The organism is Spirosoma luteolum, assembly GCF_054778875.1.
On the sequence record NZ_BAAGZE010000006.1, the window covers coordinates 497,877 to 524,123 of the forward strand.

The following is a 26,247-nucleotide window of genomic DNA, read 5'->3' on the forward strand; positions in this document are numbered from 1 at the left end:
AACTGATCGATGCAAACACCACGCACTACGCCCAGCCGGCTGGCCAAACGTGCCGACTATGACCCGGCCACTATCTATGCTATTCTCGACGATGCCCTGTTCTGTACCGTAAGCTACGTGGCCGACGGGCAGCCAATGGCTATCCCGACCGCGTTTGCCCGGCACCAGAACAAGCTGTATATCCACGGATCGGTGGGGAGCCATTTCATCCGCCAGATCGCAGCGGGTGGCCCTGTCTGCATTTCGGTGATGCTGGTCGATGGGCTCGTGCTGGCCAAATCGGCCTTCCACCACTCGGTTAACTACCGGTCGGTGGTTGTGTTTGCCAGCGCCGAGCCCGTGACCGACGAGGCCGAGCAGCTCCACGCGCTGGCCCTGATAACCGATCATCTGATACCGGGCCGCTGGACCGATCTGCGCCCCACTACGACGAGCGAACTGCGTAAAACCACGGTGCTGGCCTTTTCGCTCAACGAAGCATCGGCCAAACTGCGCACGGGTGGTCCCAGCGACGATCCGGCCGACGAACACCTGCCCACCTGGTCGGGCGTGATTCCGCTCGAAACCCACCGGATGGCTCCGGTTGCCCGCCCGGGCGACGAGGCCCTTCCGCTGCCCGACTATCTGGTGGCGAAGCGCTAGGCGGTGCGCTTTTTCAGCGCACTGACCACCTGCCCGACCATATCGTCAACGTAGTCGATGAGCTGCTCAAGCCGGGGCGACTGCTGGTAGGCTACGGCCTGCTTTTCCAGTTCGCGGATTTCGTCTTTCAGCCGGTTGATTCCCAGACTGTCTACGGACGGCTTGAGCCGATGGGCGATTTTCTGCACCATCTCGAGGTTGTTATTGGCGTAGGCCGACCGGATCTCCTGCACCGACATGGGTCCATGTTCGATAAACAGATCGACCATTTTGTTGATAAAGCCGGCGTTGCCCCGGGCAATTTGCTCCAGCTTGGTCAGGTCGAAGAGGGGTTCGGCGGTGGGTTGGGGCGGCAGCACGGCGGGAGCGTCTCCGACTGCCACCGGTTCCGGCCGGGTCGGTTCGGCAACAGCCGGCGCCGGCAACCCGATTGCCGGCGTCATGCTGTCGGCGGGTGCAGCATCGTCGGCCGGTGCGTCGGTCTTCGTCTTGGGCAGCCATTTGGCCACTACCGCCAGCAGCTGATTTTCGTCGAAGGGTTTCGACAGGTAATCGTTCATGCCCGAACTGGTGAACTTCTCGCTATCGCCCTTGATGGCAAAAGCCGTCAGGGCAATGATGGGCAGATCGGGGCCGATGCTCGTACGAATTTCACGCGTGGCCTCTACCCCATCCATAACCGGCATCTGCACATCCATCAGCACCAGATCGACGGGCTGCTCTTTCAGCTTCTCGATGGCTTCCAGGCCGTTCTGCGCTTCTTCGATAATCACTTCGTAGTGCCGCAGAATGGTCGACGCCACCAGCCGGTTCATCTCGTTGTCGTCGGCCACCAGAACGCGTTTGCCCCGCAGCAGACTGGTGTCGGTGTTTTCTTCCTGACGGCTTGGCAAGTTCTCGGTCGTTCCCTTGCGGAAGGAAATGATAAACGAGAACGTAGTACCTACGCCCTTGCGGCTCTGCACCTGCAGGCTGCCCCCCATCAGTTCGACCAGTTGCTTACAGATACTGAGACCCAGTCCCGTACCACCGAATTTGCGCGTTACCGACTCATCTTCCTGCCGAAATTTCTGGAACAGGTTTTTCGTAAACGACTCTTCCATGCCAATACCCGTATCGGCCACGGCGATTTCCATTGTCTGCTGGTTTTCATCCTGCGACACAATGCGGCACTGAATGTCGACGCTGCCCTTTTCGGTAAACTTGATGGCGTTGGAAATCAGGTTGAGCAGAATCTGGTTCAGCCGGTAGGGGTCGCCGATCAGCACCGGCCACAGCCGTTCGTCGCAGAACGAGTTGGTAAAGGAAAGCCCTTTCTCTTCGGCCTTGTGCATCATCACCTGCATGGCGCGCCCGATCATAAGCCGGGGTTCGAAGCCGATTTTTTCGAACGTGAGCTTACCAGCCTCAATCTTCGACAGATCGAGAATATCGTTGATGATGATCAGCAGATTCTCCGTGGCCGACTGAATGGTGTTGAGGAAGAAGGTCTGCTCCGGATCGAGCGCCGTTTTGGCCAGCTGATTCGACATACCCACGATCGCGTTCATGGGCGTCCGGATTTCGTGGCTCATGTTGGCCAGAAACAGCTCTTTGGCCTTAGTCGACGCTTCGGCGGCTTCCTTGGCCAGTGTCAGTTCGAGTTCCAGCTCCTTCTGACGCGTGATGTCGATGTGTGTACCGATGATTTTCAATGGCTTGCCTGCGTTATCGCGCTCAGTAACCACCCCCCGATCAAGTACCCAGTGAATTGATCCATCCTTGTGGATCATGCGGTACTCCTGATTATGGTGACTAATCAGCCCCGATTTATAGTTACGGTCGTTATCCTGCAGAATTTTTACGTCGCCCGGATAAACCCGACTCCACCACAGATTGGCCACGTTGGCGAACTCCTGGGTGTTGAAACCCAGCAGACTGTTGCCCGGATTGGAGAAATAGGTTTTGCCCGTTCGGAAGTCATGCTCCCAATAGTTGTCGCCTACGTTGGTAAGCGCCATGCGCAGGCGCTCTTCGTATTCTTTGAGCGTACGCTGCACCACTTTGTCGGCCGAGATATCTTCGGTCATCGAAAAGTAATACGTTAGCTTGCCCTGATCGTCCCGAACGGGTTGTGCCCGGGTTCGGCCCCAGAACCAGCTGCCGTCTTTCTTGTAATTGATCGTTTCCACATCGAACGGCTTTCCCTGACCAAAGGCATCGGTCATTATACGCAGACTGTTGCGGTCGGTAAAGGGACCGCGGCAGATCTCGATCGGCGTACGCCCGATTATTTCTTCGCGGGTGTGGCCCGTCAGTTTCATAAACCCTTCATTGACCCAGAACACATTGCCGTCGAGCCCGACAAACGTGATTCCGTTCTGGTTGGCACTGGCAACCATCGACAGCCGTTCGAGTTCCGCTTCGTTTTTTTTACGCTGCGAGATATCGCGAATAAAAGCGCAGAACGATTCGTCGTCACCCTGCCGGATCGGAATAATATAGAGTTCGATCGGGAAGGTGTCGCCGGCCCGGTTGATGGCTGGCAACTCCATCTGTTTGTTCAGTACGGGCCCGTGCCGGTTTTCGACGTAGCGTTTCATGCCCTCGTCGTGGTGCCGGCGGTGTTCGGGCGGAATAATGATATCGGAGAGCGGCTGCCCGAGCACGGCCTGAGCCTCCCAACCAAATACTTTTTCGGCCTGGGGGTTCCAGAAGGTAATATGACCGGCCAGATCGATGGTTATGATGGCGTCGAGGGCACCATTCATAATCAGGCGATTTTTCAGTTCGCTTTGCTCAATGGCATCCTGACTGCGTTTGCGCTCGGTGATATCGGTATAACTCCACAAATGGCCCCGGTACCCTTCGTCGATATAGATCGGGATGTAATCGCGCTGCAGCACGGTGCCGTTGGCCATTTCGATAACCTCCCCCGTCACCAGCTTTTTCTCGCGCAGTATGCGGGCAATGTCGCTCACAAAGACGTCGGGATGCCTGAACAAACCCTTGATTTCTTCGGCCGTGTTGCTACAGTCGAGGCCCTGCAGGTGGTCGGGAGCGACGGGGATACCAAACAGGTCGCAGAAAACCTGATTGGTGTACACAATGTGGCGCCGTTCGTTTTCGAGCAGCACACCACTCTGCATGTTGGTGATAAGCGAGGTAAATACCTGTTCGGCGCTTTTGCGCTCGTTGACCTGCTGGGTCAGCAACCGGGCAATGCCCAGCAGGTCGTCACTGTCTATTGTCGATTCGATGCCCGAAATAGTCGCAATGGCTTCCTTTAATTTTTCGACCGACATCTTTTTGACCTCGATCTCATGCGTCAGGCGTTTGTTAAGCTGCGTATGTTCTTCCTCGCTGATCGTAAAGGCCCGGATGGCCAGGTCGCGGTCGCGCTCAAGGGCTTTGTACGACTCATCGACGATGGTCAGGAACCGGGCAACTGCTGGACTTTGCCGAATATCTTCGGGCAGGTAACGAGCGATCTGCTTGGATAGAAGCTTGTTATAACTCATAAAATGCCGTAATCGTCATAGTCTGGTTATGCAGGTGACAACTACCCCCTTCGCCGAAAGGAGAAATCTCACCGTACGAGTAAAAGCCAGCGATGGGTACGTTACTACCAAGTGTATCGCAGACCGCTTCTATTTCGGCATCAATTCGCGGGCCATAGATCAGTTTACGCCCCACGCAGCTGACCAAAATAGCCAGATCGGGCTTCTGTTCGCGGTTGCCGATGGTTTGCCCGGCCGCCATAGCGGCTGCCGCCGTCAATTTATCAAAATCGGCTTTCATAAACCGCACGGTCGATCCTTCGGGCACGTCGCCGGCAAAGGTCATGCTGTGCGCAGCTTCATCAATTGACAGAATAGTCCGGACAATGGGCCTGTCGATACCCGGAATGGTAACCGACAGCGGAAACAGCAGGGCCGACCCGGGCAGATGCTCGGCATCGGGTCCAAGGTATTTCTTGTACATTTCGAGGGCGTTTTCGCCTTCGATTTCATAGAGTACGTTACGGTCGGATCGGGTAATGGTTTTTTCGACGCCGAAGCCATCCCAGCCCCCTTTCGATCCGTGGGTAACCACCAGTCGGTTGCCATAAAAACCGATGGCCACGATCATGCCCTCTTCGGGTGGACCATTGAGACCCACCAGCGTCGATTTGAAGTTTGCCCCATCGCCCGCCAGCCCGCCGGTAACCAGCACATTGCCGGCGCCCGCCTTGAAGCCTTTTACCAGTTCGCTGCCGTTGACCAGATTGCCATCCGACAGAATCATGATATACACCAGGTCGTCGGCAGCCAGTGTACGGGCCAGTTGCTCGGCTGCGTCATAACTCGTTTCAAACGCACTGATATTCACCGATGCTGTAGCCAGGCGGGTATGCGAAAAAGCCATGGCCGTGGCCACCAGCGTATCGTCGAAAACCATATCCTGATAAATCTCACCAGCGGTACTGCAGAGAGCAATTGCAGCATTCGGGTAGCGGGCCTGCACCCGATCGTATATGTCGGGTTGCTGCAGGATTGCCTTGGCTGCGTAGCAGAGCACCAGCTGCGCATCGTCGGCCGCGAGCGTTTGCCCCACGGCGGGCGGAGACCAGGTGTTGTCGATAAAGTGCGAAATAGCTGAATTCATGAGCGTATGGGTACGAAAGTATGAGTCGGATTAAACAAGCGGACCCCACACAATCATACCAACGCCAAACACTAATCTAAACACTTCATTATCAGATAATTAAAACCCTGTAAAACAACTTCGATTCTCAAAAATAGACACAGGTCCGTTTTTGAGAATCGAAATGAATCCTAATCCAGCTCGCCCGTCTGAATCATCTTGTAAATGGTACTCTTACCGATATCGAGAATGCGAGCGGTGGCGCCTACATCGTCGTTGGTTTTGCGCAGCCAGTACCGAATGATATCGCAGGTATGCTGCCGGAGTGTTTTGTGTTCGGCGGTGTTGATACCGTCGTCGCTCAGGTTGCTGAACGTAATATCGTCGGCCCTGACTTCCTGTTTCTCACACATAACGGCCGCCAGTTCGACCACCGATTTAAGCTCCCGAACGTTGCCCGGGAAACTGTAGCGGAGCAGTTTTTCGCGGGCATCGCTGCTGAGCAGCAGAGAGCCCAGCTTGTTCTCGCGGGCAAATTCGTCGAGAAAATAGCGCGCCAGAATAAGCACATCGTTGCCGCGCTCGCGCAGGGGTGGCAACGTTATGGGCAGACCGATAATCCGGAAATAAAGGTCTTCGCGAAAGTTTTTCTGCCGCACCTCCTCGGCCAGATTCTTATGGGTGGCCACGATCACGCGGACATCGAGTTTGATTTTTTCGTTGCCGCCCACCCGTACCACTTCGCGCTCCTGCAACACCCGCAGCAGCTTGGTCTGCATGTTCAGGTCGATTTCGGCTACTTCATCGAGGAAGATGGTACCGCCGTTTGCCTCCTCAAACTTACCGGCTTTGCGGGCCATAGCCCCTGTAAAGGCGCCTTTCTCGTGGCCAAACAACTCGCTCTCCATCAACTCTTTGGGGATAGCGGCCATGTTGATGGCCACAAAGTTTTTCTTGCGCCGATCGCTGTTGTAATGAATGGCTTTGGCCACTACTTCTTTACCGGTGCCGGTTTCGCCGGAGATCGATACGTTGATGGGCACTTTGGTAGCCTTCTCCATCATGCCAAACACTTTACGCAGCGACTCATGCTGCCCGATAAGCGTTTTTTCGAAGGAGAAGCGCTGCCCCAGCTCTTCGCGCAGGTTTTCTACCTCTTTTTTCAGCTGCTGATTTTCCCGGATCCGGATAATGCTGTTCCAGAGCAGCTCGGTCGTGTTTTCATCTTTAACCAGGTAATCAGTCACGCCTGCCTTGAGCAGGTTAACGGCAACGGCAATGTTTTCCTGGGAACTGACCACAATCACCGGCAACAGCGGATTATTGTCACGAATGCGCTGGTAGAGTTTATCGCCGGTCGTGTCGGGCAGCGAAAAGTCGAGAATGATCAGGTCGGGTTGCAGATACAGCTTGTCGAGACAGTCGCGGCCGTTGCCGAAACGCGTAACCCGGTAATCAGGATTATGACTCAGGTGATACACCAAAATCTCGCCATACATCGGATCGTCTTCGACGATAAAAATAGAATAGACTCCAGCGTCAGTCATAGTCGATAACTTCAGTAAATGTAGCGCCCTCAGGGCCGGTCAGGTTAAGAAGACGAGGAAGGTCCGCATCTCACAGGTAGTCTGTAAACCAGTGCATCTGCCGTGCCAGCATGCTACTGGTTTTGTGGAGTATTGGCACAAGAATTGAGCCATCATTCAATCAGTAAATTTCCGGTTGGTACCAACGGCCCCGGATCAACTTCTCCCTATCATAGACGTCGACATGCCTGCCCTGGAAACCACCGCCCCCCGCCACCGGTATGCCATGATTGTTCCCTGCTACAATGAGGAAAATCGCTTCCCATTCGCCCATTTCCTCGATTTTGCCCGGAAAAATCCCGACGTGCTCCTGTGCTTTGTCAATGACGGCAGCAAGGATAAAACCCTGGCGGTGCTGCGGGGTATCCAGGTCGAATCGCCCGGAAACATCTGCCTTTATTCCATGAAAAAGAATGGAGGCAAAGCCGAGGCTGTTCGTCAGGGCATGCTGTATGTGCTACACTCCTTTAATACCGATCTGCTCGGTTTTCTGGACGCCGATCTGGCCACCCGCCCCGAGGAGTGGCTGCAGATGGCCAAATACCGCGATTTGTACCCGCAGTTTGGTTCGATCATCGGCAGTCGTATCAGGCGGCTGGGGGCCAATATCAACCGCAATGATCAGCGTTCGCTGCTTAGCGCCGTGGTTCGATTTATTATCCGGTTGATTCTGGGTGTCTCCTTTCAGGACACCCAGTGCGGTGCCAAGATTTTCCACCGTCACCTGGTACCCTTTTTGTTTCGCGATCCCTTCATGACGCCCTGGCTGTTCGACGTGGAGATTTTCATGCGGCTGCGCAACAAATTCGGGAAGAAGGCGCTGCAAACGGGCGTACTGGAGTTTCCGCTGATGCACTGGAGCGAAGTTGGCGACTCCCGACTGACCCTGCGCCACTCGATCCGGATTCCGAAACAACTCATTGGGCTTTACCTGCATTACCACGCGTCGGGTTTGTTCATCGCCAAATCGGGTTATTCGGTGTTCGACATCAAGAATAGTCATCCCCGGCTCAGCCGGATTCTGGGCAACCTGAGTCGCTGGCTGGTGGGCGTCAGCGGCCCCGAAGGCAGCAAGCAGAGCCAGGATATGCAGCAGCCTACCATCGTCTGAACAACCGCCTTCGCCGTCAGCATCTTACCGAAAATCCGCACCCGTTGCCGGCTGAACCCCGTCTGGCTCCGTCACGCCGGCACCAGCCTCCTCTAGCCAAATTCCTATGAAAATCGCGTTTGTTTCGCCCTACCCACCCAGCCAGGTCACACTCAATGAGTATGGCTACCACCTGATCCGAAGTTTTGTCGGTAAACCCGGTATCGACGCCATCTATGTACTGACCAATCACCTCGACGACAACAGTCGCTACCGGCAGTATGCCATGGATGGTCTGACCCTTATTCCGTGCTGGACGTTCAACAGCTGGTTCAGCCTGATCCATATCCGGCAGCAGCTACAGCAGCTCAAACCCGATGTGGTGATCCTGAACCTGCAGTTTATGACCTTCGGCGAGGGTAAAATTCCGGCGGCTCTGGGGCTGCTGACCCCCTGGGCCTGCAAACAGCTCGGCATTCCATCGATCGTTATCCTGCACAACATTGTCGAAACCGTCAAGCTCGATACCATCGGGATGGCCAACAGCCAGTGGAAAGGCGATCTGTTCCGGTGGATTGGCAAGCAGCTTACCACGTTTATTCTGAAGGCCGATCTGGTGGGTGTGACCATCTCGCAGTACGTCGATATTCTGAAAGACAAGTACAACGCCCGCAATATCATTCTGCTGCCCCACGGCAACTTCGAACTGCCCGAACGGCATCACCTGCCCGATCCGCTCACGGAAGTCAACCTAATGGCTTTCGGCAAATTCGGCACCTACAAAAAAGTGGAAGTGATGCTCGACGCACTCCGGATACTGGAGAAGCAGCACCCGACGCTGCGGTTCAGAGCCACGGTGGCCGGCACCGACAACCCCAACGTGAAAGGTTATCTCGACCGCGTTCGGGCGCAGTATGCCGATATGCCCAACATCACCTTCACGGGCTACGTGCCCGAAGAGCGGGTGGCCCACATTTTCCACGACAGTACGTTTGTCATTTTTCCCTACACCACCACCACCGGCAGCTCAGGTATTCTGCATCAGGCCGGCAGTTACGCCCGGGCCTGTATTCTGCCCCGGATCGATGATCTGGAACGGGTGGTCGATGAAGAAGGCTACGGCGGGGCTTATTTCGAAACCGACAACGCCGAAAGTCTGGTTGCCGCCGTCAATTCACTGCTGGCCGACCCCGAGCGCCGGATGCGCATCGAAGATCAAAACTACGCGGCTGCCCGTGGCTTACCCATGAACGAGCTGGCCCAGTGGTATCTGTCGCACATCCGGCCCCTGATCGAGACCGGCGAGCTGGTTCATTAGCGGCCTACCACTTCCAGAGCAGCCGGTACGTAAACCAGTTGAATTTGTAGCCGGTGCCGGCCGACGAAGCCACGTTGCTGGTCTGGTATTTCAGCCCCGTTTCGAAGTGATTGGAGCGGTACCCCAGCTCGGCCTGCAGCCGGAAGGCGGGCTCCCAGGCCAGCCGTTCGATCTGCTGGGCTCCGCCGGCCGCCTGCAGCTGAAAGTAATGCCGGGCCAGGTGGGGCAGCGCCGTGCTGTAGTCGGCAAAGAGTTCGGTGCTCAGATACCGGTCGGGCGAGAAATAAGCCGTAATGGCCGGGTTGCTGAAATGCAGGGCCGAAAAATTGAGCCCCACCTTCACCGTCGGCTCGGTACGCAGCAGGTGATAGAGCGACCCGAAAAACAGGTAGCGCTGGTTTTGGTCGGTCAGCACACCCGCGCTACCCTGCGAAAAAATACCCGTCCGGCCCGAGAGCAGAATGTGGGTCACGTAGCCGAGGTTATGACTTCTGACGTTGCTGCCCAGCAGGCGGGCGGTGTAGTTCAGGATTTCGGAATTATACACCAGCCCGATCATCCGGCGGTCGTTGGGCTGATACTGAATCGTCTGCCGTCCGGTTATACCCGAGAAAGCGTCTTTACCTTCGGGCTTGATCACCTGCAGGTGCACGTCTGATTGACCGCTCCAGGCCAGGCCGAACCGTTCGTTGACGGTGATGTGGCCAAACTGGGCGCTGGTGCGGGTATTTTCGGCCGATGTAATAGTCGACACCCCGGCGCTGTACCGAAACCGGAACCGGCGCCCTTCGCCCTGCTGATACCAGATCGAACTCTCGAGCCGGGTGTTTTTGGCCACATCGCTAAACAGCACAAATTCGGCCCCGGCGTTCTGCATGCGGGTTGCCCGTAGCTTTTGCCCAAACGCCCCGTATTCGCTGGCTGTAAAGAGCGTATCGTGGGTTTTCATGATTGTTTCCGAGCGGGCAATCTCTTTTTTACCCAGCAGCACTTCGGCGTATTCCTGCACGTAGTTTTTATCGGGGAATGCCCGCACCAGACTGTCATAGTTCGCCAGCCCTTTGGCATAATTGCCACTGGTGGTATAAAGTCGGGCGTTCAGCACGAGCCGTTGCGCCGGGCTGAGGTTTTTGCTGACGGTGGCCAGAAAGCGGGCGGCATCGGTGGTCCGGCTGTTCCAGAGCAGGGCGTTGAAGTAATTGACAGTGGCGTTGGTGTTCGATGAGTTTCGGGCGTAGGCCTCGGCCGCATACACCAGCGCTTTGGCCGGATGATGGTCCATAAACAGCGCGTACGACAGGTTGATGCGGGCAATGGTCAGCTCGTGGTTGAGCTTGATGAGCTGCTGATAGCTGGCCACGGCTTTCTTGAATTCGCGGTTCTGCAACTGTAAATCGCCCCGAAACAGAATAATGCCCGCATCGGCAGGATTTTTGGACAGGATGGAATCGAGCTGCTGTATGGCCATGCCATAGTTCTCCTGCTTCCGAAAAGCGGCCGCCCGCTGGATAAGCGCTTCGCGCTGCTGCCCATCAAGCGCCTGCGCCTGAACCCGGCGCACCATCCCGAAACCGGCCAGCAGACAGAGTATGAGTATCCTGTTCTTAGTCATTGCCGTAGCGGTAAATACACAACTAAACTGTCAGTCAACGATGAGTCTTACGAGTGGATCTTTCCAGATTCTGGACTACAAAACAGATTGTTTCCGAATCAGCCTGTCCGGGGCGCTGACCGGCGCCGATGTACAACAATTGCGGCAGGAGGTGGCGCAAAGCATCGAAAACGGCTACGGCGTGGTTTATATCGACGCCAAGGGCGTTTCAGAAACCGACCTGTCGGGCATCAACGAAGTCATCAACGCCCATTACACCCTCGATAAGGCGGGCAAAAAACTTGTCTTTCTCTACCAGAAAGGCTCGCCCGTCGAAACCTGGGTCGAAACAACCGGCCTCGACAAATTTGTGGCTACGGCCCGGGTTCCGGCGGCCTAGCGGGCTGCCAGCTCCGGGGCCAGACCGACACCACCAGCAGGGCATACAGCACGCTGCCCATGCAGGCAAAGCACAGGCTCCAGACCGTATTGTAGGCAGGCTGAGCCACCACCCGAACCGCCAGCACCAGCCCCGCCACCAGCACCAGCGACCGCCAGTAAGCCACGGCCGTGGCCGGTGTTGGTGTTGGCCGGGCGGGCAACTGCCCGATCAGCCACTGCACCACAACCAGGCCAACCACGCTGCTCAGGATCTGCATCCACAGGAACCCGGGCAAACATTGGCCCAATAAACACTGATCGACCTGCAGACCAGGCAGTTGTTTCACAAATGCGCCGTCGTAGTGGGTGAAGGCATCCCAGAAAAAATGCGTCAGCACCCCCAGCGCAACCGATACCAGCACGGCCAGCGGGTGCTGCCGGGCATAGGTGAGCCAGTCGACCGGAGCCAGGGCGTTGAAGCGGGCCCGGTACCAGCCGGGCAGGTGCCGCACCAGCGCGCTGCGCACGTAGCGATGAAAGACAAGGCTCAGCAGCACCGCCACGGGTATATCGAACAGCCAGAATCCAGGCCAGGTATGACCGATATTCTCGGCCACCTTCATGCGGATAATAAACTCGAAGTCGGGCGCCATACTGCCCATCACCAGGCCCGTCAGCGAAAGCCGATGGGTATAGCGAGTAAGCGGGATGACGAGCGCAGGATGTGCGAACGTGAATGGCATTGGCACTTTTTAGTGCGGTATGGAACCGGGCCGGAACCGCGGGCTGCTACGCGCTGACGTTACTGATGATGGTGGCAACCTCCCGGCGCGTGGCATTTTCTTTCAGCAGGTAATCGAACGAGCCATACCGGATCGCATCGACCGCTACCTGCAGGTCTTCGTGCGCGGTGCAGAAAATGACGCCGATGTTTTCGTTATGCGCCTTCACCCGTTGCAACACAGTCAGGCCGTCCATATCTTCCATCTGATAATCCAGAAAAATCAAATCCGGATTCAGATGCAGATGGTCGATACCGTCCTGACCGCTTGAGAACGTGTGAATGGTTTTATGACCCAGGTCGTCCAGTAGCTGCTCCAGCATGGCAGTCCAAAAGGGGTCATCATCAACAATAAAGATGGTTAGCATAGCGGTTGTAGACTGTGATCTGACATTCGCTGTGTCCCTCTCCAATTTGATGCCAAACCCTACCGGTTAGTCACCTTAAGCCATATAAACAGTCTGTTTATAAACGCCAATCCCGCTGACGGGCTCCACTGAACGTTTTATGGTGCAGATTCGCTCCTACCGCCCGGCCGATTTCGAGCCGCTCCTGTCTATTTTCGACACGCACGTTCCCGCAGCGTTCGGCCCCGGCGAACGTGCCGATTACAGCCACTTCCTGCGTACCCACACCCTGCCCTACATGGTGGCCGAACACGAGGGAACCGTTGTGGGGGCCTGCGGCTATACCGTTCGGGACGACGGCGTTACGGGCGTAGTGGTCTGGATTCTGACCGATCGGGCTGCCCGCAGACAACGCGTTGGCACAGCGCTGATGACTTGCGTGATGGCCCGGCTCGCGGCCATACCGGGCCTGCGGGCCATCGAGTGCCGCACCTCGCAGGTAGCCTGGCGTTTTTTCGAGCCCTTCGGGTTCAGGCTGCAGTTCACCACCCCCGATTACTGGGCCCCGGGCATCGATCTGTATCAAATGACCGCTCCACCGATGCCCGGGCAGCCGGCTGGCTAATCGTCGCCTTTGCGCTGGTACACCAGCAGCGGCAGGTTGGTGCGGCCTACCAGCCGGCTGGTGATACTGGGATTGAGGAGTCCCGACAGAAAATCGCGCTCGCGGGTGGTCAGCACCAGCAGGCTCGGTGCGTGCGTTTCCAGATACTGCCCGATCCCGCCCGATACGCTGCTGGCCCGCACCGTATCGAGCGCCAGCGGTTCGGCTCCGTAGACAGCCTGTAGCTGCGCCAGCATCTCGGCATCGTCGACCAGGTTTGGCTGATTTTCGGCTTCAACGTGCAGAATCCGCAGGCTGGCCTCGAATCGGTGCGCCAGCTCGACCACCTGCCGGAAGGTATCGTCCTCATCGAATTCAAGGGGCGTGGCAAATACGATCGACTGGAGCTGGCTCTCCTGATCGATTTCAGCGAGCTCGTCGAGGTCGCCCGTCGGCACGATCAGCACGGGACAGTGGGCACCCCGCGCAACGCCCGTAGCCGTGGTGCCCAGCAGCCGGTCGAAGAAACCACCCAGGTGGCTGCGGCCGGTAATGATGAGATCGACCTCGTGATCGGCCGCTACGTCCAGAATCACGTCTTTGACCGCTCCCCACCGGAGTTCAATGCGGCAGTCGATCCCATCGTGCCGAAATCCGTCGGCCAGGGCCGAAAGCTGGCCGCGCAGGGCCGGCTCCAGATCGGGCAGGTCGGGGCCGGGCAGCAGTGCGCCCATGGCCGGGTCGAGGCCAAGGCCTACTTCGCCCGCCAGCGGCATGGTGGCACCGGTAGCGGTATAGGTCTGCACATGCAGCAGCACCAGCGTAGCATCGTAGGCACTGGCCAGCCCTTGCGCCCAGTTGATGGCGTGGGCGGTCGAATCACTGAAGTCGGTTGGGAGCAGGATCGTTTTCATCGGAACAGAGGGTGTTTTACTATGCAACTTACGACCCTGCGCCTTGTTCGATGCTCGACAGGTATTGCGGCTTTATTATGTTTTTCGGGACTGGCTGCACGGGCCGCCCGGGTTTGGCTGAACGCTGAACCGCCCGTGGTGGTTATAAACCTGCGGTCGTGCCATTGGGCATGTCCTTCTGTTTTCGTTTGTCTATGCGTATCAAGTCGTTAACCCTGCTGCGGCAGGAAGCTGCCCAGAGCGGCAGCTCGACCCTGAAGCGGTCGTTGGGTGCCTTCAACCTCGTTGCCATTGGCATCGGGGTTATTATCGGGGCCGGATTATTTTCCCTCACCGGCCTGGCAGCTGCCAACCACGCCGGGCCAGCCGTCACGCTGTCGTTTGTGGTGGCCGCCGTCGGCTGTGCGTTCAGCGCCCTGTGCTACGCCGAATTTGCCGCTATGGTGCCCGTATCGGGCAGCGCCTATACCTACGCCTACGCCACGCTGGGCGAGCTGTTTGCCTGGATCATCGGCTGGGATCTGGTACTCGAATACTCGGTGGGAGCCGCTACCGTGGCCATCAGCTGGTCGCAGTACCTGAACCGGTTTCTGAGCCAGTATGGGCTGCACATTCCGCCACAGCTGATGCTCTCGCCCTTCGAAACGGCCACCGCAGCCGATGGCACGGTTGTGTCGGGCCTGCTGAATTTGCCGGCGGTCCTGATCGTGGTGGCCATTACGGCTATCATTATCCGGGGCACCTCGGGCTCGGCCCTGTTCAACGCCATTGTGGTGAGCCTCAAAGTGCTGGTGGTGCTGGTGTTTATTGCCCTTGGCTGGCAGTACATCGACCCGGCCAACTACCAGCCTTACATTCCGGCCAATACGGGCACCTTCGGCGAGTTTGGCTGGAGCGGTGTGTTGCGCGGAGCGGGCGTGGTATTCTTCGTGTTCATTGGCTTCGATATCGTGGCCACCATGGCGCAGGAGTCCAGGAATCCGCAGCGCGACATGCCCATTGGCATCATCGGTTCGCTGGTGGTCTGCACCATCCTGTTTGTGCTTTTTGGCTACGTGATGACAGGTATGGCCAACTATACCGAGTTCAAAAACAGCGCGGCCCCGGTAGCCATTGCCATCGACAAAACACCCTATCCCTGGCTGGGGCAGCTGATTATAGGCGCCATTCTGATTGGCTACACGTCGGTTATTCTGGTCGATCTGCTGGGACAGTCGCGGGTGTTTTTCACCATGAGCCGCGACGGCCTGCTGCCCTCGGCGTTCTCGAAAATTCACCCCCGCTTCCAGACGCCCTGGCAGTCGAATATCCTGCTGTGCGTATTTATCGCCCTGTTTGCGGGCTTTGTCCCGATTCGGGTGGTGGGCGAGATGACCAGTATCGGTACGCTGCTCGCCTTTGTGATGGTATGCGTGGGTATTCTGATTCTGCGCAAAACCCAGCCCGATGCTCCCCGCACCTTCCGCACGCCCTGGGTACCGGTGGTGCCCATTCTGGGTATCCTCACCTGTCTGGTTATGATGGTGTCGCTACCGGGCGATACGTGGCTGCGGCTGGTGGTCTGGCTGGCCATCGGACTGGTGATCTACTATAGCTACGGACGTCGTCGCAGTCACCTCAACCCCGGCAACGCCACACCCCCACCCGCCGACACCCCAACGCCGGAAGGCATCAACTAAAAGCGGGACGCTCCGCTGAGAGCGTCCCGCTGTTTACGATCATCGGCATCGAGGGGGCTTCACCGGCCCCCTTTTTTGCGTTTGCCAACGCCCGCGTTTTCCGAGACTTCGCCGGCAAAGCCCGCCCAGTCGATCGCATCGTGGCCTTTGGCAACCGTAGCCGTCAGCTACTGGTACACGATCTGGAAAAACGGTTTACGGTTTACAGTTTACCGTTAACGGTTTACTGGATTCGCCGGGAATCAGGGGCGTTTGCGACCGTATCCGAATAGGCAGTGGCCAGGGAATGACTTGCTCCATACACCCGATAGGCTCGACCAGAGAGCGGGTAAACGGTAAACCCGAAAACTGTAAACTGTATACTGTAAACTTTACTTCGGCTGATGATACACCAGCACGGGCACAGTCGATTTCTCGACCAGGGCGGCTGTGCGGTTAGGATGGATGAGTTTGTCGAGGAAGCCGCCCTGGGGGTAAAGTTCCATTACGAGCAGATCAGCCGTATGGTGGTCGAGCTGGTCTTCGGTCAGTACCTGCAGCGTAGCCCCGAAAGCCTCAACCAGCGAGTCGGTCTGAATCGACACGTCGCTGAGGTTTGTTTTGGGTTGCATGGCGTAGCCAATGGTGTGCACCTGCACCGGCAGCACGGCCTGAGTCGCGTCGTCGTCGGGCGTGGGCACTACCAGCACCGGGCAGGTAGCCGCGCTGGCCACGTCGGTCACCGAGCTGCCAGCCAGCCGATCGAAAAAGGTGTTGAGCGCACTGCGCCCCATCACGATCAGATCGGCCGAATGGTCCTGAGCCGCCTGAATAATCTCGTCTTCGACCGAGCCAATCCGCCAGTCGGCCCGCACCGACAGCCCCTCCTGGTGTAACTGATCGGCCAGATCGGTCAGGTGGCGCCGGCTGATATCCTCCAACTCGAGCGATGCCGTCATGCCCAGACCCGGATCGGTTGCCGTGGGCAGGGTGGTGTCGGGCAGCATGGGCTGGTACACGTGCAGCAGCGTGATGGTGGCACCCGTTTTAAAGGCAAACAGCCGCGCCCAGGCCAGCGGGGCGCTTGTATTCATCGAAAAATCGGTAGGGAATAGCAGGTTGGTCATGCGGTCGTATCGGTTCTTTAGGGGAGAACAAACGAAACGGGCAACATTCCCGCCCGGCGGCCGATTTTGTTTGCCGGCCTAGCGGCCCGATGCCGTTGCCGACCCGGTGGGTGGCAGAATCAGACCACTGTCGGGCTCGACCCGGTTCATGGTTTCGACGGCCAGCAGCTGCTTCATGGTGCGGTCCATGCCCTCGGTCGAGCCGTCGAGGAAAATCACGTTCCCCTTGCTGTTTTCGGCAAAATGCTTGATGGCTTCGGTCCAGATCGAGAACAGGATAAGTGAGGCATCGAGGTTGGCCTCGGTCATTACCTTGGCCGACTCGGCCATCCCCTTGGCCACTTCTTCGCGGAACAGAGCCACGCCCTGCCCCCGCAGTTGTGAGGCCGTTTTCTCGGCTTCGGCCGAAATCTTGATGGCGTTCCCTTCGGCTTCGGCTGCTTTGGTTTTCGTAATCAGCAGCGCCTGGCCCTCATTTTCGGCCGCAGCCTTCAGGTTCGACGAAGCCACCACCTGCGCCATCGACCGCATAATCACTTCGTCGAAGGCAATGTCGTTGAGCTGCAGATCGGTGAGGTGGTAGCCCCAGCTTTCGAGCAGCCCGTCGATCTGACTTTTTACGTGTTCGATAATTTCGCCCCGCAGCCCCAGAATTTCGGCCTGCCGCTTAGTGGCCACGAAACTCCGGATCGAGCCTTCGATGGTGCGGATCAGCGCCTGCATAAACGACGATTCGTCGATAAATTTAAAGGCTACGTTTTTAATCGTTTCGTCTTCCTGATTCAGCACCGAATACACGAGCATGGCCTTGAAGTTGACGTTGGCCTGATCGGCGGTGATGGCCTGGAACGCCAGTTCGACCGAGCGGTTCTGGATGGAGATGCGCCGGTAGATGGCTTCGATAAACGGAATTTTAAAGTTCAAACCCGGCCGCAGCACCCGGCTGTATTTGCCGAATACGGTAATCACGGCCACGGTACCCTGTTGCACAACCACAATGCCCAGGAACGCAATCACGGCCAGCAGCAGGAGCAGAATCAGCAGAAAATTCATGGTGAGGTCTGTTTAGGTTTATGACCGGCAACCTACGGGCTTTTACCCACATACACCCACAAAATCCGGATAATCGGCCCAAACAACGGCAGACCGTACCGCAGCCGGGATGGTCATAAAAAAACGGGCGCCCGTGGGTGCCCGTTTCGTCATATTGGCCTGGCAGCCAGTCAGAGCGCCACCTCGGCCGGCGTATCGACGTCGACGACCGGGCGGGGCCGGTGGTGCTGCCGCCCGTAGAGTACCCCGGCCAGCAGCAGACCGGCAAACGCCAGCCCCGCCCCGACCCACTGGGGCGATGCGTAGCCCAGACCAGCCGCAATCGGCAGCCCCCCCAGAAACGCCCCGAGGGCATTGCCGATGTTGAAGCCCGCCTGCGTTACCGACGAGGCCAGCATGTCGGAGCCGTTGGACGCCCGGATCATCAGAATCTGAATGGGGGCCCCCAGCGAAAACGAGATGGCGCCCGTAATGAACGTCATTACCAGCAGTGGGCCCTTGAACGGCGACACGTAATAAACAATGATCAGACACAGTACCATCAGCCCCAGAAACAGCATGGTGGCTTTAACGGGCGAAATCCGGTCGGCGAGCAACCCCGACAGCAGGTTACCGACGGCCATGCCCACACCCGCCAGCACCAGAATCCAGGTGATCTGACCCGGCTCGAAATGGGCCACTTCGGTCAGCAGCGGGGCGATGTAACTGAACCAGGCAAACAGCCCGCCGGTGCCGATGGCCGTGATTCCCAGAATAAGCCAGGGCTCCGCAAACGTGAACAGTTTGAGGTCTTTGCGCAGATTCGACTCGCCCACGACCGGCATAACGGGCAGCAGCCGGTAAATGCCCAGCATGGTTGCCAGACCTACCACCCCGATAATGACAAAGGTGAGCCGCCAGCTCAGGTAGTGCCCGATATAAGTGCCCAGCGGCACCCCCACGATGTTGGCAATGGTGAGCCCGGCAAACATCATCGAGATCGCCTGCGCTTCTTTGCCCTTGCCCGCCAGTCGGCTGGCAACCACGGCCCCGACGCCGAAGAAAGCGCCGTGGGGCAACCCCGACAGCAGTCGGGTAACGAGCATGACCTCGTAGGACGGCGCAAACGACGACAGCAGGTTAAAGACGGTGAACAGGGCCATCAGGCCCAGCAGAATTTTCTTGGGCGGGTAGTTGCCGGCTATGGCTACCAGCAGCGGGGCGCCCAGCACCACGCCCAGGGCATAGGCCGAAATCAGGTGGCCCGCCACCGGAATCGAGATATGCAGCGTCCGGGCCAGATCGGGCAGAATCCCCATCATCACAAACTCGGTCATCCCGATCCCGAAACCGCCCATCGTCAGCGGCAGCAGATTTTTTTTCATGCGTTTTGTTCTCCAGTGAAGGCCAGTGCAATTTGGGTGCCACTGACCTTCTGTTTTAAGCCTTGCTTATTGGAGAAATACAAAACGCCCCTTTTCGTTTCCGGCGCTGAGAATGTTCTAATTTCTTTCCCATTCCGTACAACCGGCACGGCCCGCGTGGCTAGAAACTCAGCCCCAGCCGCACCGCCAGCCGGTTATACACCCGGTGTTCGTCGCGTCGGATGTCGTTCCAGCCCAGCGGGCGGCTGGCGTCGACGGTCTGGCGCTTGTAGCTCATCGACAGCACCACCCCGCCCCTACCGGGTTTGCCAAACCGCAGGCCCACGCCCGGGTTCAGCATCAGGCCACCCCGGGTCAGCTCGTTGCCGCTCGACGCCTTATCGAGCCAGGTAAGGCCATAGCCCACATCGGCCAGTACAAACACGTGGGTGCTTTTCTGATCGGTGCCGACCGGACCGGGGCGGGTAAGGTCGTAGCGCAAGCCCGCGCCCACCGGCAGCAGCAACGCCTGGGCATACCAGTCGACGCCAACGATGCCACCCACCGCCAGGCGGGGCGTAAGCTGTGCCCCGTTGAAGGTGAGCAGACTCAGGCTAACTTTATTCTCGACAATGGTGTTTGGCGAGCCCACGGCAGTTGGGTAGGCCACCCGGCCAAACAAGCCGCCCACCTCGGTGTAATTGACAAACGGGTGGGTCGGCCGCGGGGCCTCGAACTGCGCCCGGCCCACCGACGCTGCGCCTGCCAGCAGTGCCAGCAGGCAAACGATTGTGCGAATGAAACGCATATCAGGTCAGGGGGTTACGATTAACGGGAATTTTGCTCAGCAACCGCAGCCGGGCGGGGTTGCTATAGTCGAACTGGTAGAAACCATCCTGCCCGATCAGCAGCAGCACTTTCTGCCCCGACACCGTGCCGAGCGGAATCACATCATAGGCCTGCAGGTCTTCGATATACTGCTGCAGGTTGCGGTCGACCTGGAGCGGATCACTGACATTGAATGATTTCAAACCGTAGGCCCCTTCGCAGATAAACAGATTGGGGAAGTCGACCCCCAGGCCGTGGGGGTTGCGCATGGGGTAACTTTTGATGAGCCGCGGGCTGAGCAGGTTGGAAATATCGACCACATCGAGCTGATTGGTAAAGCCGGCGCACCGGTTACCCGAGCGCAGCGTTACGTAGGCCGTATTGCCGTTCACCACCACCGGGTCGCACACCCGGGCGTGGCTGAAGGTCGAGAGCTGCCGGGGCTGGGCCGGGTTGCTGTTGTCGTAGATAAGCATGCCGGTCTGGGAGCCGATAAACAGTTTATCCTGGTACGGAAAAATCGTTTCGATACCCCACCCCATCGATACGGTGCTGCTATAGACGGGTTTGGCCGGCTGCCGCACGTCGAACAATTTCATGTCGGACTGACCCACCGCGTACAGGTATTTGTCGTAGAGCGCGAAGCGGGCCATGGAGCCGCCGGTGCCGCTGCTGCTGCTGCCCCCCGTGCTCCCCGACTTCTGATCGTTGGCGGCCGCGCTGAAAAACGAAGCTGCGCCCCACCAGACCAGGGGTATGGCCGGCGTGGCTTCACAGTTGGTAGCCACGGTCTGGGTCACGTAGTCGACACGCTGATCCTGAATAACCTGGTTATTGTTGATGTTATTGAAATACCACCAGCCCCCGTCGAACTGCCCCTGCGTAAACACGTTCTCGGCGCGGGCCACCTCCCGAATCGCGCTCATGTCGGCAATGTCGAACGTAACCAGATCCATATAGCTGTCGGCGTAGAGGTACTGATCGCGGATGGCGATATCTCCGTTGCCGGGAATACTGATGAACGCAACTGGTTTGGGCGCCGAGGGGTTGCGGTTGTCGATGACGTGGATGCCCTGTTTGAGTTCGTTGATAAACAGGTAGCCGTCTTTCGTGTAAATCTTGCCGGGCTGGATCAGCGATTGCGGGCTGGCCACGCTAACCCCCTGGCGTACCTGGGTAGTGGTCAGCGTTACGGGAGTGTACTGCCGGAACGTACGGGTTTCGGTACACTGGTCGGTACAGGCGCTGGTCAGCCACAGCAGCGGAAGCCAGATCAGCAATAAGTAGCTTTTTTTCATAGGAATACGGTATGTTAGACACCTCACTGTACCGCATGACCCTTCCCGGGCCGGGGTAGTTGTAAGCCCCTGTGTGCGTGCATGCTTATTTCGTAAACGGTCGGTTTTCGGTCTGCCGAAACAGCTTTTCCGGGACTCGGCCAAAACCTTGCCCCTCCACCACCGGTTCATACCCCGTGCCCCAACCGGCACTAACTCAACGAAGCTATGAAACAGACACTCTTGACGCTGGCCCTCGGCCTGACCATTGGCATCGGCAGCGCCTGTGCCCAGGCCGCCAGCCCCAAAGCGGGTGCCGCTAAATCGAGCGCGGCCATGAAACCCGCTACCGGCCAGGCGCCCCCCAAAGGCACCGGTACCGACGCCACCACCGATCCCGTTACGAAACAGAACAACAAACCCATTCCGCCGTCGGTGGTGCCCGCCCGCACCAAAGCCGATGTTCAGAAAGAAGCATCGGGGAAAGTACGGCCCGGTAGCCACGATGCCCAGTGGGACACGCCCGTTGGGCGCAAGCAGGCGCCCAAAAACCTCGGCCCCGCCAAGAAAGACGGCAAATAGCCCTTTCAGACAACCCACTTAAAAAACCCCGCTGGCCGCACGTTTGTGCGGCCAGCGGGGCTTTTTGATAACAGGATGGCCTGGCCGGAAATCAATCAGTGGGCCACAAGCCAGTTTTCGCCCACACCGATGCCGGTTTCCATCTTCACACCCATCGGAATGGCGTTTTTCATGATATGATCGACCCGGTCGCGCAGTAGTTCGATTTCGTCGCGGTGGGCGTCGAACACCAGTTCATCGTGTACGGTCAGAATCATTTTCGACTTCAGGTTTTCCTGCCGCATGAAATCGTGAATCTGAATCATGGCGATCTTGAGCATATCGGCTGCCGATCCCTGGATGGGGGCGTTCACGGCGTTGCGCTCGGCAAACATCCGGTCGGTCTGGTTGCGCGAGTTGATGTCGCGCAGGTAGCGCCGGCGCCCCAGAATAGTTTCGGCATAGCCAAAGCCCCGGGCTTTCTCGATGCACTGATCGATGTACTCTTTCACGGCCGGGAAACCGGCAAAGTATTCCTCGATGATCTGCCCGGCTTCTTTGCGCGGAATCTTGAGCCGCTGCGCCAGCCCAAACGAGGAGATGCCGTAAATGATGCCAAAGTTGATGGTTTTGGCTTTCCGGCGCATATCGCCCGTCACCTCGTCGAGCCCGACGTGGAACACCTTGCTGGCGGTCTGCGTGTGAATGTCGACACCGTTGTTGAAGGCTTCGAGCATGGTCTGATCGCCACTGAAAGCCGCCATGATCCGCAGTTCGATCTGCGAATAATCGGCCGACATAATCAGGAATTCGGGCCCGCGCGGCACAAAGGCTTTGCGGATTTCCTGCCCGCGTGGCGTCCGGATCGGGATGTTCTGCAGGTTGGGGTTGGTAGATGAGAGTCGCCCCGTGGCCGCCACCGCCTGGTTGAACGAGGTATGAATGCGGCCCGTGCGTTTGCTGATCAGCAGCGGCAGCGCGTCGACGTAGGTATTTTTGAGCTTGATGAGTTCGCGGTAGTCCAGAATTTTCTGCACGATCTCGTTGTCGCCTTCCAGCTTCGACAGCACCTCTTCGCCGGTGGCATACTGACCGGTTTTAGTCTTTTTGGCGTTCTTGTCAAGCTTGAGCTTGTCGAACAGGATTTCACCCAGCTGCTTGGGCGAGCCGATATTGAACGTTTCGCCGGCAATGGCGTAAATCTCCTGCTGCACCTGCCGCATGTCGGTTTCGAGCGTAGCCGACAGCTCGGCCAGGGCAGCCGTATCGATGGTGACGCCTTCCAGCTCCAGGTCCGTCAGCACCTGCACCAGCGGCATCTCCACCTGATCGAACAGTTTGTGGAGGCTGTCTTTTTCGAGCCGGGGCGCAAAGGCCTGCTGTAGCTGCAAGGTAATATCGGCATCTTCGGCCGCGTAGTCGACTACCTTCTGTATATCGACATCGCGCATGGTCAGCTGCCCTTTCCCCTTCTTGCCAATCAGCGATTCGATCTCGACAGGCTGGTAGTTCAGGTACGTCATGGCCATCATATCCATGTTGTGCCGCATTTCGGGCTCAATCAGGTAGTGGGCAATCATGGTGTCGAACAGCTTGCCCTGCACCGCCACGCCGTACTTCTTCAGCATCAGCAGATCGTATTTCAGATTCTGCCCGATTTTTTCAATCGCCGGATTAGCAAATACCGGTTTGAACTGATCGACCACGGCCTGAGCCTCGGCCCGGTCGGCAGGCACGGGTACGTAGAAAGCCTCGCCCGGCTGATAGGCAAACGACAGTCCTACCAGATCGGCTTCGACGGGGTCGATGGCGGTGGTTTCAGAGTCGAAGCAGAAGCGCTCCTGCTGGCTCAGAAAATAGACCAGGCTGGCGCGCAGCTCAGGCGTGTCGACCAGCCGGTAGTCGTGCACCGTCGACAGAATGGTTTTGCGCCGTTCGGGCTGCACCTCGTCGATCTCGTAGTCGGGATACACATCGAGGTAAGCGGGCTGCTCACGAACCGTATTCTCGTCGGTGGTGGTTGTATCGGTTACGGCAGTGGGCGTGGCATCGGCCCCCGACGCAACGGGCGTTTTAACCGCCGTTCGTTTCGGTTTCGGCGCGGGCGTTGCGGCCGGGCTGTCGGGCGATCCGAAGTCGAATGGCAGATCATCGGCCCCCGATGGCGTTACCGCGCCCATGTTCGGAAACGGCAGAAACGCCGGCGTATCCCCACCGGGCGAGTCCACGCCGGGCGAATCCACGCCGGGCGCATCGAAGAGGTTCATCTGGCCGGCGGGGCTCTGAAACGCGGGGGGCAGCGGTTTTTCATCGTACGAGCCGCCCAGCAGCCGGGTTTTCATCTGCCGGAACTCCAGCTCATCGAGCAGGGCTGCCAGCCGGGGTTTGTCGTATTCGGTATGCCGCAGTTTGTCTTCGTCGAACGGTACCGGCACGTCGAGGTGAATCGTAGCCAGCTGCTTCGACAGCATGCCCTGCTGGGCGAAGTTGACGACATTTTCCTTGAGTTTGCCCTTGAGCTGATCGGCGCTGGCAATCAGGTTTTCGACCGAGCCGAAATCGGCAATAAGCTTCTGCGCCGTTTTCTCGCCGATGCCCGGAATACCCGGAATGTTGTCGACCGAGTCGCCCATGAGGCCCAGCATGTCGGTGACCTGCTCGATGCGCTCGATGTTCCAGCGCTCCAGAATCTCAGCTACGCCCAGTTTCTCGGCGGGCTTGCCCATAAAGGCCGGCTTGTAGATATGGATATGCTCCTCAACCAATTGCCCGTAGTCTTTATCGGGCGTCATCATATACACCTCAAACTCGGCCAGAGCGGCTTTTTTGGCAATCGTCCCAATGATATCGTCGGCTTCGTACCCATCCAGAATCAGAATCGGAATGTGCATGGCTTCGATGATCTGCTTGATATAGGGCATAGCCACGCTGATGTCTTCGGGCTGCGACTGCCGCGTGGCCTTGTACATCGGAAACTGCTCGTGGCGGAAGGTTTTCTTCGACGAGTCGAAGGCCACGCCGATGTGAGTTGGTTTTTCTTTCGACAGCACCTCGATCATGGCGTTCATGAAGCCAAACACCGCCGAGGTGTTGACCCCCCGCGACGAAATGCGGGGCGATTTGCTGAAGGCAAAATGGGCGCGGTAGATCAGAGCCAGCGCGTCTAACAAAAAGAGTTTCTTGGTTGGTTTGGCCATTCGGAAGCGTGTACGAATCAGGGGTCAAAGGTCGGTAGAATGGCCCAAAAAGCCGCTACCAGTCGCGGGTATACCCGGTATAAATTAACAGCCACCACCCGGTTTTGATTCCGCCCGAACGGCATCCGGCCGACACAAAAAACGTCCTCTCCGAACCGAAGAGGACGTTTGTCAGGTGCGTACCGATCGGGCTGCTACGGCAGCAGCAACCGGTCGATGATATGGATAACCCCGTTGGTCGCCGTGATATCGGGGCCGGTAATGGTCGAGGCTGTACCGCCGTTGCTTTTACCGGTCACGGTCAGGGCCGTGGTGCTGGCCCCTGCCGTAACCACACCGCCCTGGGCCGTGGTCAGGCTTTGTCCGGCGCTCACCAGCGGAGTGTAGATCCGGCCGTTGACCAAGTGATAGGTCAGGATTTTACGCAGGGTGTCGACGTTCATGGCATTGATATCGGCCACCGTCCGAATGGTGGGCCGGGCTGCGGTAAAGGCCGCATCGGTGGGCGCAAAAAGAGTAATGGGTCCCGTGGCCGTCAGCGAACTGATGGCCCCTACCCGACCCACGGCTGCGTTGAGAAACGTGAACGAAGCCGTAGGCAGCAGCGTAGGAATACCCTGAATGGTGTTGACGATATTGCCGAACAGGGGTGGCAGCAGTACCCGGTCGATGGGGTACACGATGCCGTTGCTGGCCGGCGTACCCGACGACAGGATACGGGCGCCGTTGATCGAGAATACCGTTGCCGTGGTTGAGGTAGCGGTAGTCGACGTGGCCGATGTCGAAGTGGTGCGCGAGATATAGGCTGTACTGCCACCGGCCGTAGCCTGTGCGTTGTTGACACCCGTCGGGATGGCCGAGGCCTCGAGCCGGCTGCCAACCAGGTGGTATTGCAGAACCGACTGCAGCACCGGCAGGGGAGCATTGTTGATGCTGTTCAGATCGGCATAGCCAAAGGCTTTAAACGCGTCGTCGGTTGGGGCGAAGAGCGTGTAGGTGCCGGGCTGCCCCAGCGTTGCATCCAGCCCCGTCCGCTTCAGGGCCGCGTTGAGCAGGGTAAATTTGTTGCCGGCGCTGCCATTGCCGTTTACAAGCAGGTCGTTGATCGACGAGAGCGTCGGCGTGTTGTCGGTGGTCGATTTACAGGCTGTCATGCAGCCAAACAACACCAGAATCAGAAGAGGAAGAAGCGCGGTACGCCGGCCCGCAGCGGGTTGAGTCGTAAACATCGGTCAGCTAATGGGTGAATCGTCGAGGACATTCGTTGCCCCCGTCTCTCAAACCCTGCCCCCCCTGCATTTGTTGTTCATTGGTGAGTGAATGACCGGATTTGGTGTATGATTC

General features: G+C 58.0%; 21 protein-coding genes. 7 read left to right on the forward strand and 14 right to left on the reverse strand.

The genetic code is table 11. The annotated features are described in order from the left end of the window. Positions 1–9 precede the first annotated feature (9 nt). Positions 10–642 (forward strand): pyridoxamine 5'-phosphate oxidase family protein, encoded by a 633-nt coding sequence (locus tag ACYVAC_RS12665; RefSeq protein WP_461098053.1) that lies wholly within the window; start codon positions 10–12, stop codon positions 640–642. Here ACYVAC_RS12665 and ACYVAC_RS12670 read toward each other — a convergent pair. The 3 genes from ACYVAC_RS12670 to ACYVAC_RS12680 all read right to left on the reverse strand — a co-directional run bounded on the left by ACYVAC_RS12670 (position 639) and on the right by ACYVAC_RS12680 (position 6,794). Continuing rightward, entirely contained in the window at positions 639–4,142 is a 3,504-nt protein-coding gene (locus ACYVAC_RS12670) for a PAS domain S-box protein (RefSeq protein WP_461098054.1), read from the reverse strand. The genes ACYVAC_RS12665 and ACYVAC_RS12670 overlap by 4 nt on opposite strands. Continuing rightward, a complete protein-coding gene (locus tag ACYVAC_RS12675; RefSeq protein ID WP_461098055.1) occupies positions 4,132–5,268 on the reverse strand; it encodes an FIST signal transduction protein in 1,137 nt (378 codons plus the stop codon). The genes ACYVAC_RS12670 and ACYVAC_RS12675 overlap by 11 nt, the downstream gene beginning before the upstream one ends. A 170-nt stretch (positions 5,269–5,438) precedes the next feature. Beyond that, positions 5,439–6,794, reverse strand: coding sequence for a sigma-54-dependent transcriptional regulator (locus ACYVAC_RS12680; RefSeq protein ID WP_461098056.1), 1,356 nt, complete (start codon positions 6,792–6,794; stop codon positions 5,439–5,441). A gap of 223 nt (positions 6,795–7,017) precedes the next feature. Between ACYVAC_RS12680 and ACYVAC_RS12685 the strand changes: the two genes are divergently transcribed. Both ACYVAC_RS12685 and ACYVAC_RS12690 read left to right on the forward strand, forming a co-directional pair. Next, on the forward strand, positions 7,018–7,944 hold the full coding sequence (locus ACYVAC_RS12685; protein WP_461098057.1) for a glycosyltransferase: 927 nt from the start codon (positions 7,018–7,020) through the stop codon (positions 7,942–7,944). 106 nt (positions 7,945–8,050) lie between these two features. Then, on the forward strand, positions 8,051–9,241 hold the full coding sequence (locus tag ACYVAC_RS12690; RefSeq protein WP_461098058.1) for a glycosyltransferase: 1,191 nt from the start codon (positions 8,051–8,053) through the stop codon (positions 9,239–9,241). A 4-nt stretch (positions 9,242–9,245) separates the two neighbouring features. Here ACYVAC_RS12690 and ACYVAC_RS12695 read toward each other — a convergent pair whose 3' ends face one another. Further along, positions 9,246–10,853 carry a tetratricopeptide repeat protein gene (locus tag ACYVAC_RS12695; protein ID WP_461098059.1) on the reverse strand — a complete coding sequence of 536 codons (1,608 nt, stop codon included), beginning with the start codon at positions 10,851–10,853 and terminating at the stop codon, positions 9,246–9,248. Positions 10,854–10,893: 40 nt separating this feature from the next. Between ACYVAC_RS12695 and ACYVAC_RS12700 the strand changes: the two genes are divergently transcribed. Continuing rightward, positions 10,894–11,232 carry an STAS domain-containing protein gene (locus ACYVAC_RS12700; protein WP_461098060.1) on the forward strand — a complete coding sequence of 113 codons (339 nt, stop codon included), beginning with the start codon at positions 10,894–10,896 and terminating at the stop codon, positions 11,230–11,232. Here ACYVAC_RS12700 and ACYVAC_RS12705 read toward each other — a convergent pair. Beyond that, positions 11,207–11,956 (reverse strand): DUF4184 family protein, encoded by a 750-nt coding sequence (locus ACYVAC_RS12705; protein ID WP_461098061.1) that lies wholly within the window; start codon positions 11,954–11,956, stop codon positions 11,207–11,209. The two genes, ACYVAC_RS12700 and ACYVAC_RS12705, sit on opposite strands and share 26 nt — an antisense overlap. A 46-nt stretch (positions 11,957–12,002) precedes the next feature. Next, complete coding sequence (locus ACYVAC_RS12710) at positions 12,003–12,362, reverse strand: response regulator (RefSeq protein ID WP_461098062.1); 360 nt, start codon at positions 12,360–12,362, stop codon at positions 12,003–12,005. A gap of 139 nt (positions 12,363–12,501) precedes the next feature. Here ACYVAC_RS12710 and ACYVAC_RS12715 point away from each other — a divergent pair, with 139 nt between their 5' ends. Further along, positions 12,502–12,966 carry a GNAT family N-acetyltransferase gene (locus ACYVAC_RS12715; protein ID WP_461098063.1) on the forward strand — a complete coding sequence of 155 codons (465 nt, stop codon included), beginning with the start codon at positions 12,502–12,504 and terminating at the stop codon, positions 12,964–12,966. Here ACYVAC_RS12715 and ACYVAC_RS12720 read toward each other — a convergent pair. Then, entirely contained in the window at positions 12,963–13,859 is an 897-nt protein-coding gene (locus tag ACYVAC_RS12720; protein ID WP_461098064.1) for a universal stress protein, read from the reverse strand. The two genes, ACYVAC_RS12715 and ACYVAC_RS12720, sit on opposite strands and share 4 nt — an antisense overlap. 194 nt (positions 13,860–14,053) lie before the next feature. Between ACYVAC_RS12720 and ACYVAC_RS12725 the strand changes: the two genes are divergently transcribed. Further along, entirely contained in the window at positions 14,054–15,538 is a 1,485-nt protein-coding gene (locus ACYVAC_RS12725) for an amino acid permease (protein WP_461098065.1), read from the forward strand. 371 nt (positions 15,539–15,909) lie between these two features. Here ACYVAC_RS12725 and ACYVAC_RS12730 read toward each other — a convergent pair whose 3' ends face one another. From ACYVAC_RS12730 to ACYVAC_RS12750, 5 genes are all read right to left on the reverse strand, one after another. Further along, positions 15,910–16,644, reverse strand: coding sequence for a universal stress protein (locus ACYVAC_RS12730; RefSeq protein ID WP_461098066.1), 735 nt, complete (start codon positions 16,642–16,644; stop codon positions 15,910–15,912). Positions 16,645–16,722: 78 nt separating this feature from the next. After that, a complete protein-coding gene (locus ACYVAC_RS12735; RefSeq protein ID WP_461098067.1) occupies positions 16,723–17,697 on the reverse strand; it encodes an SPFH domain-containing protein in 975 nt (324 codons plus the stop codon). Positions 17,698–17,867: 170 nt separating this feature from the next. Then, entirely contained in the window at positions 17,868–19,061 is a 1,194-nt protein-coding gene (locus tag ACYVAC_RS12740) for an MFS transporter (protein WP_461098068.1), read from the reverse strand. 160 nt (positions 19,062–19,221) lie between these two features. After that, positions 19,222–19,848: a hypothetical protein gene (locus tag ACYVAC_RS12745; RefSeq protein WP_461098069.1), complete on the reverse strand. Its 627-nt coding sequence runs from the start codon at positions 19,846–19,848 to the stop codon at positions 19,222–19,224. 1 nt (position 19,849) lies between these two features. Continuing rightward, on the reverse strand, positions 19,850–21,166 hold the full coding sequence (locus tag ACYVAC_RS12750) for an LVIVD repeat-containing protein (RefSeq protein ID WP_461098070.1): 1,317 nt from the start codon (positions 21,164–21,166) through the stop codon (positions 19,850–19,852). A gap of 207 nt (positions 21,167–21,373) precedes the next feature. Here ACYVAC_RS12750 and ACYVAC_RS12755 point away from each other — a divergent pair, with 207 nt between their 5' ends. Then, on the forward strand, positions 21,374–21,727 hold the full coding sequence (locus ACYVAC_RS12755; RefSeq protein WP_461098071.1) for a hypothetical protein: 354 nt from the start codon (positions 21,374–21,376) through the stop codon (positions 21,725–21,727). A 95-nt stretch (positions 21,728–21,822) separates the two neighbouring features. On the opposite strand, the gene polA is transcribed toward ACYVAC_RS12755, so the two are convergent. Further along, positions 21,823–24,903 (reverse strand): DNA polymerase I, encoded by a 3,081-nt coding sequence (polA, locus tag ACYVAC_RS12760; RefSeq protein WP_461098072.1) that lies wholly within the window; start codon positions 24,901–24,903, stop codon positions 21,823–21,825. 194 nt (positions 24,904–25,097) lie between these two features. Continuing rightward, positions 25,098–26,132: a fasciclin domain-containing protein gene (locus ACYVAC_RS12765; RefSeq protein WP_461098073.1), complete on the reverse strand. Its 1,035-nt coding sequence runs from the start codon at positions 26,130–26,132 to the stop codon at positions 25,098–25,100. Positions 26,133–26,247: the final 115 nt, after the last annotated feature.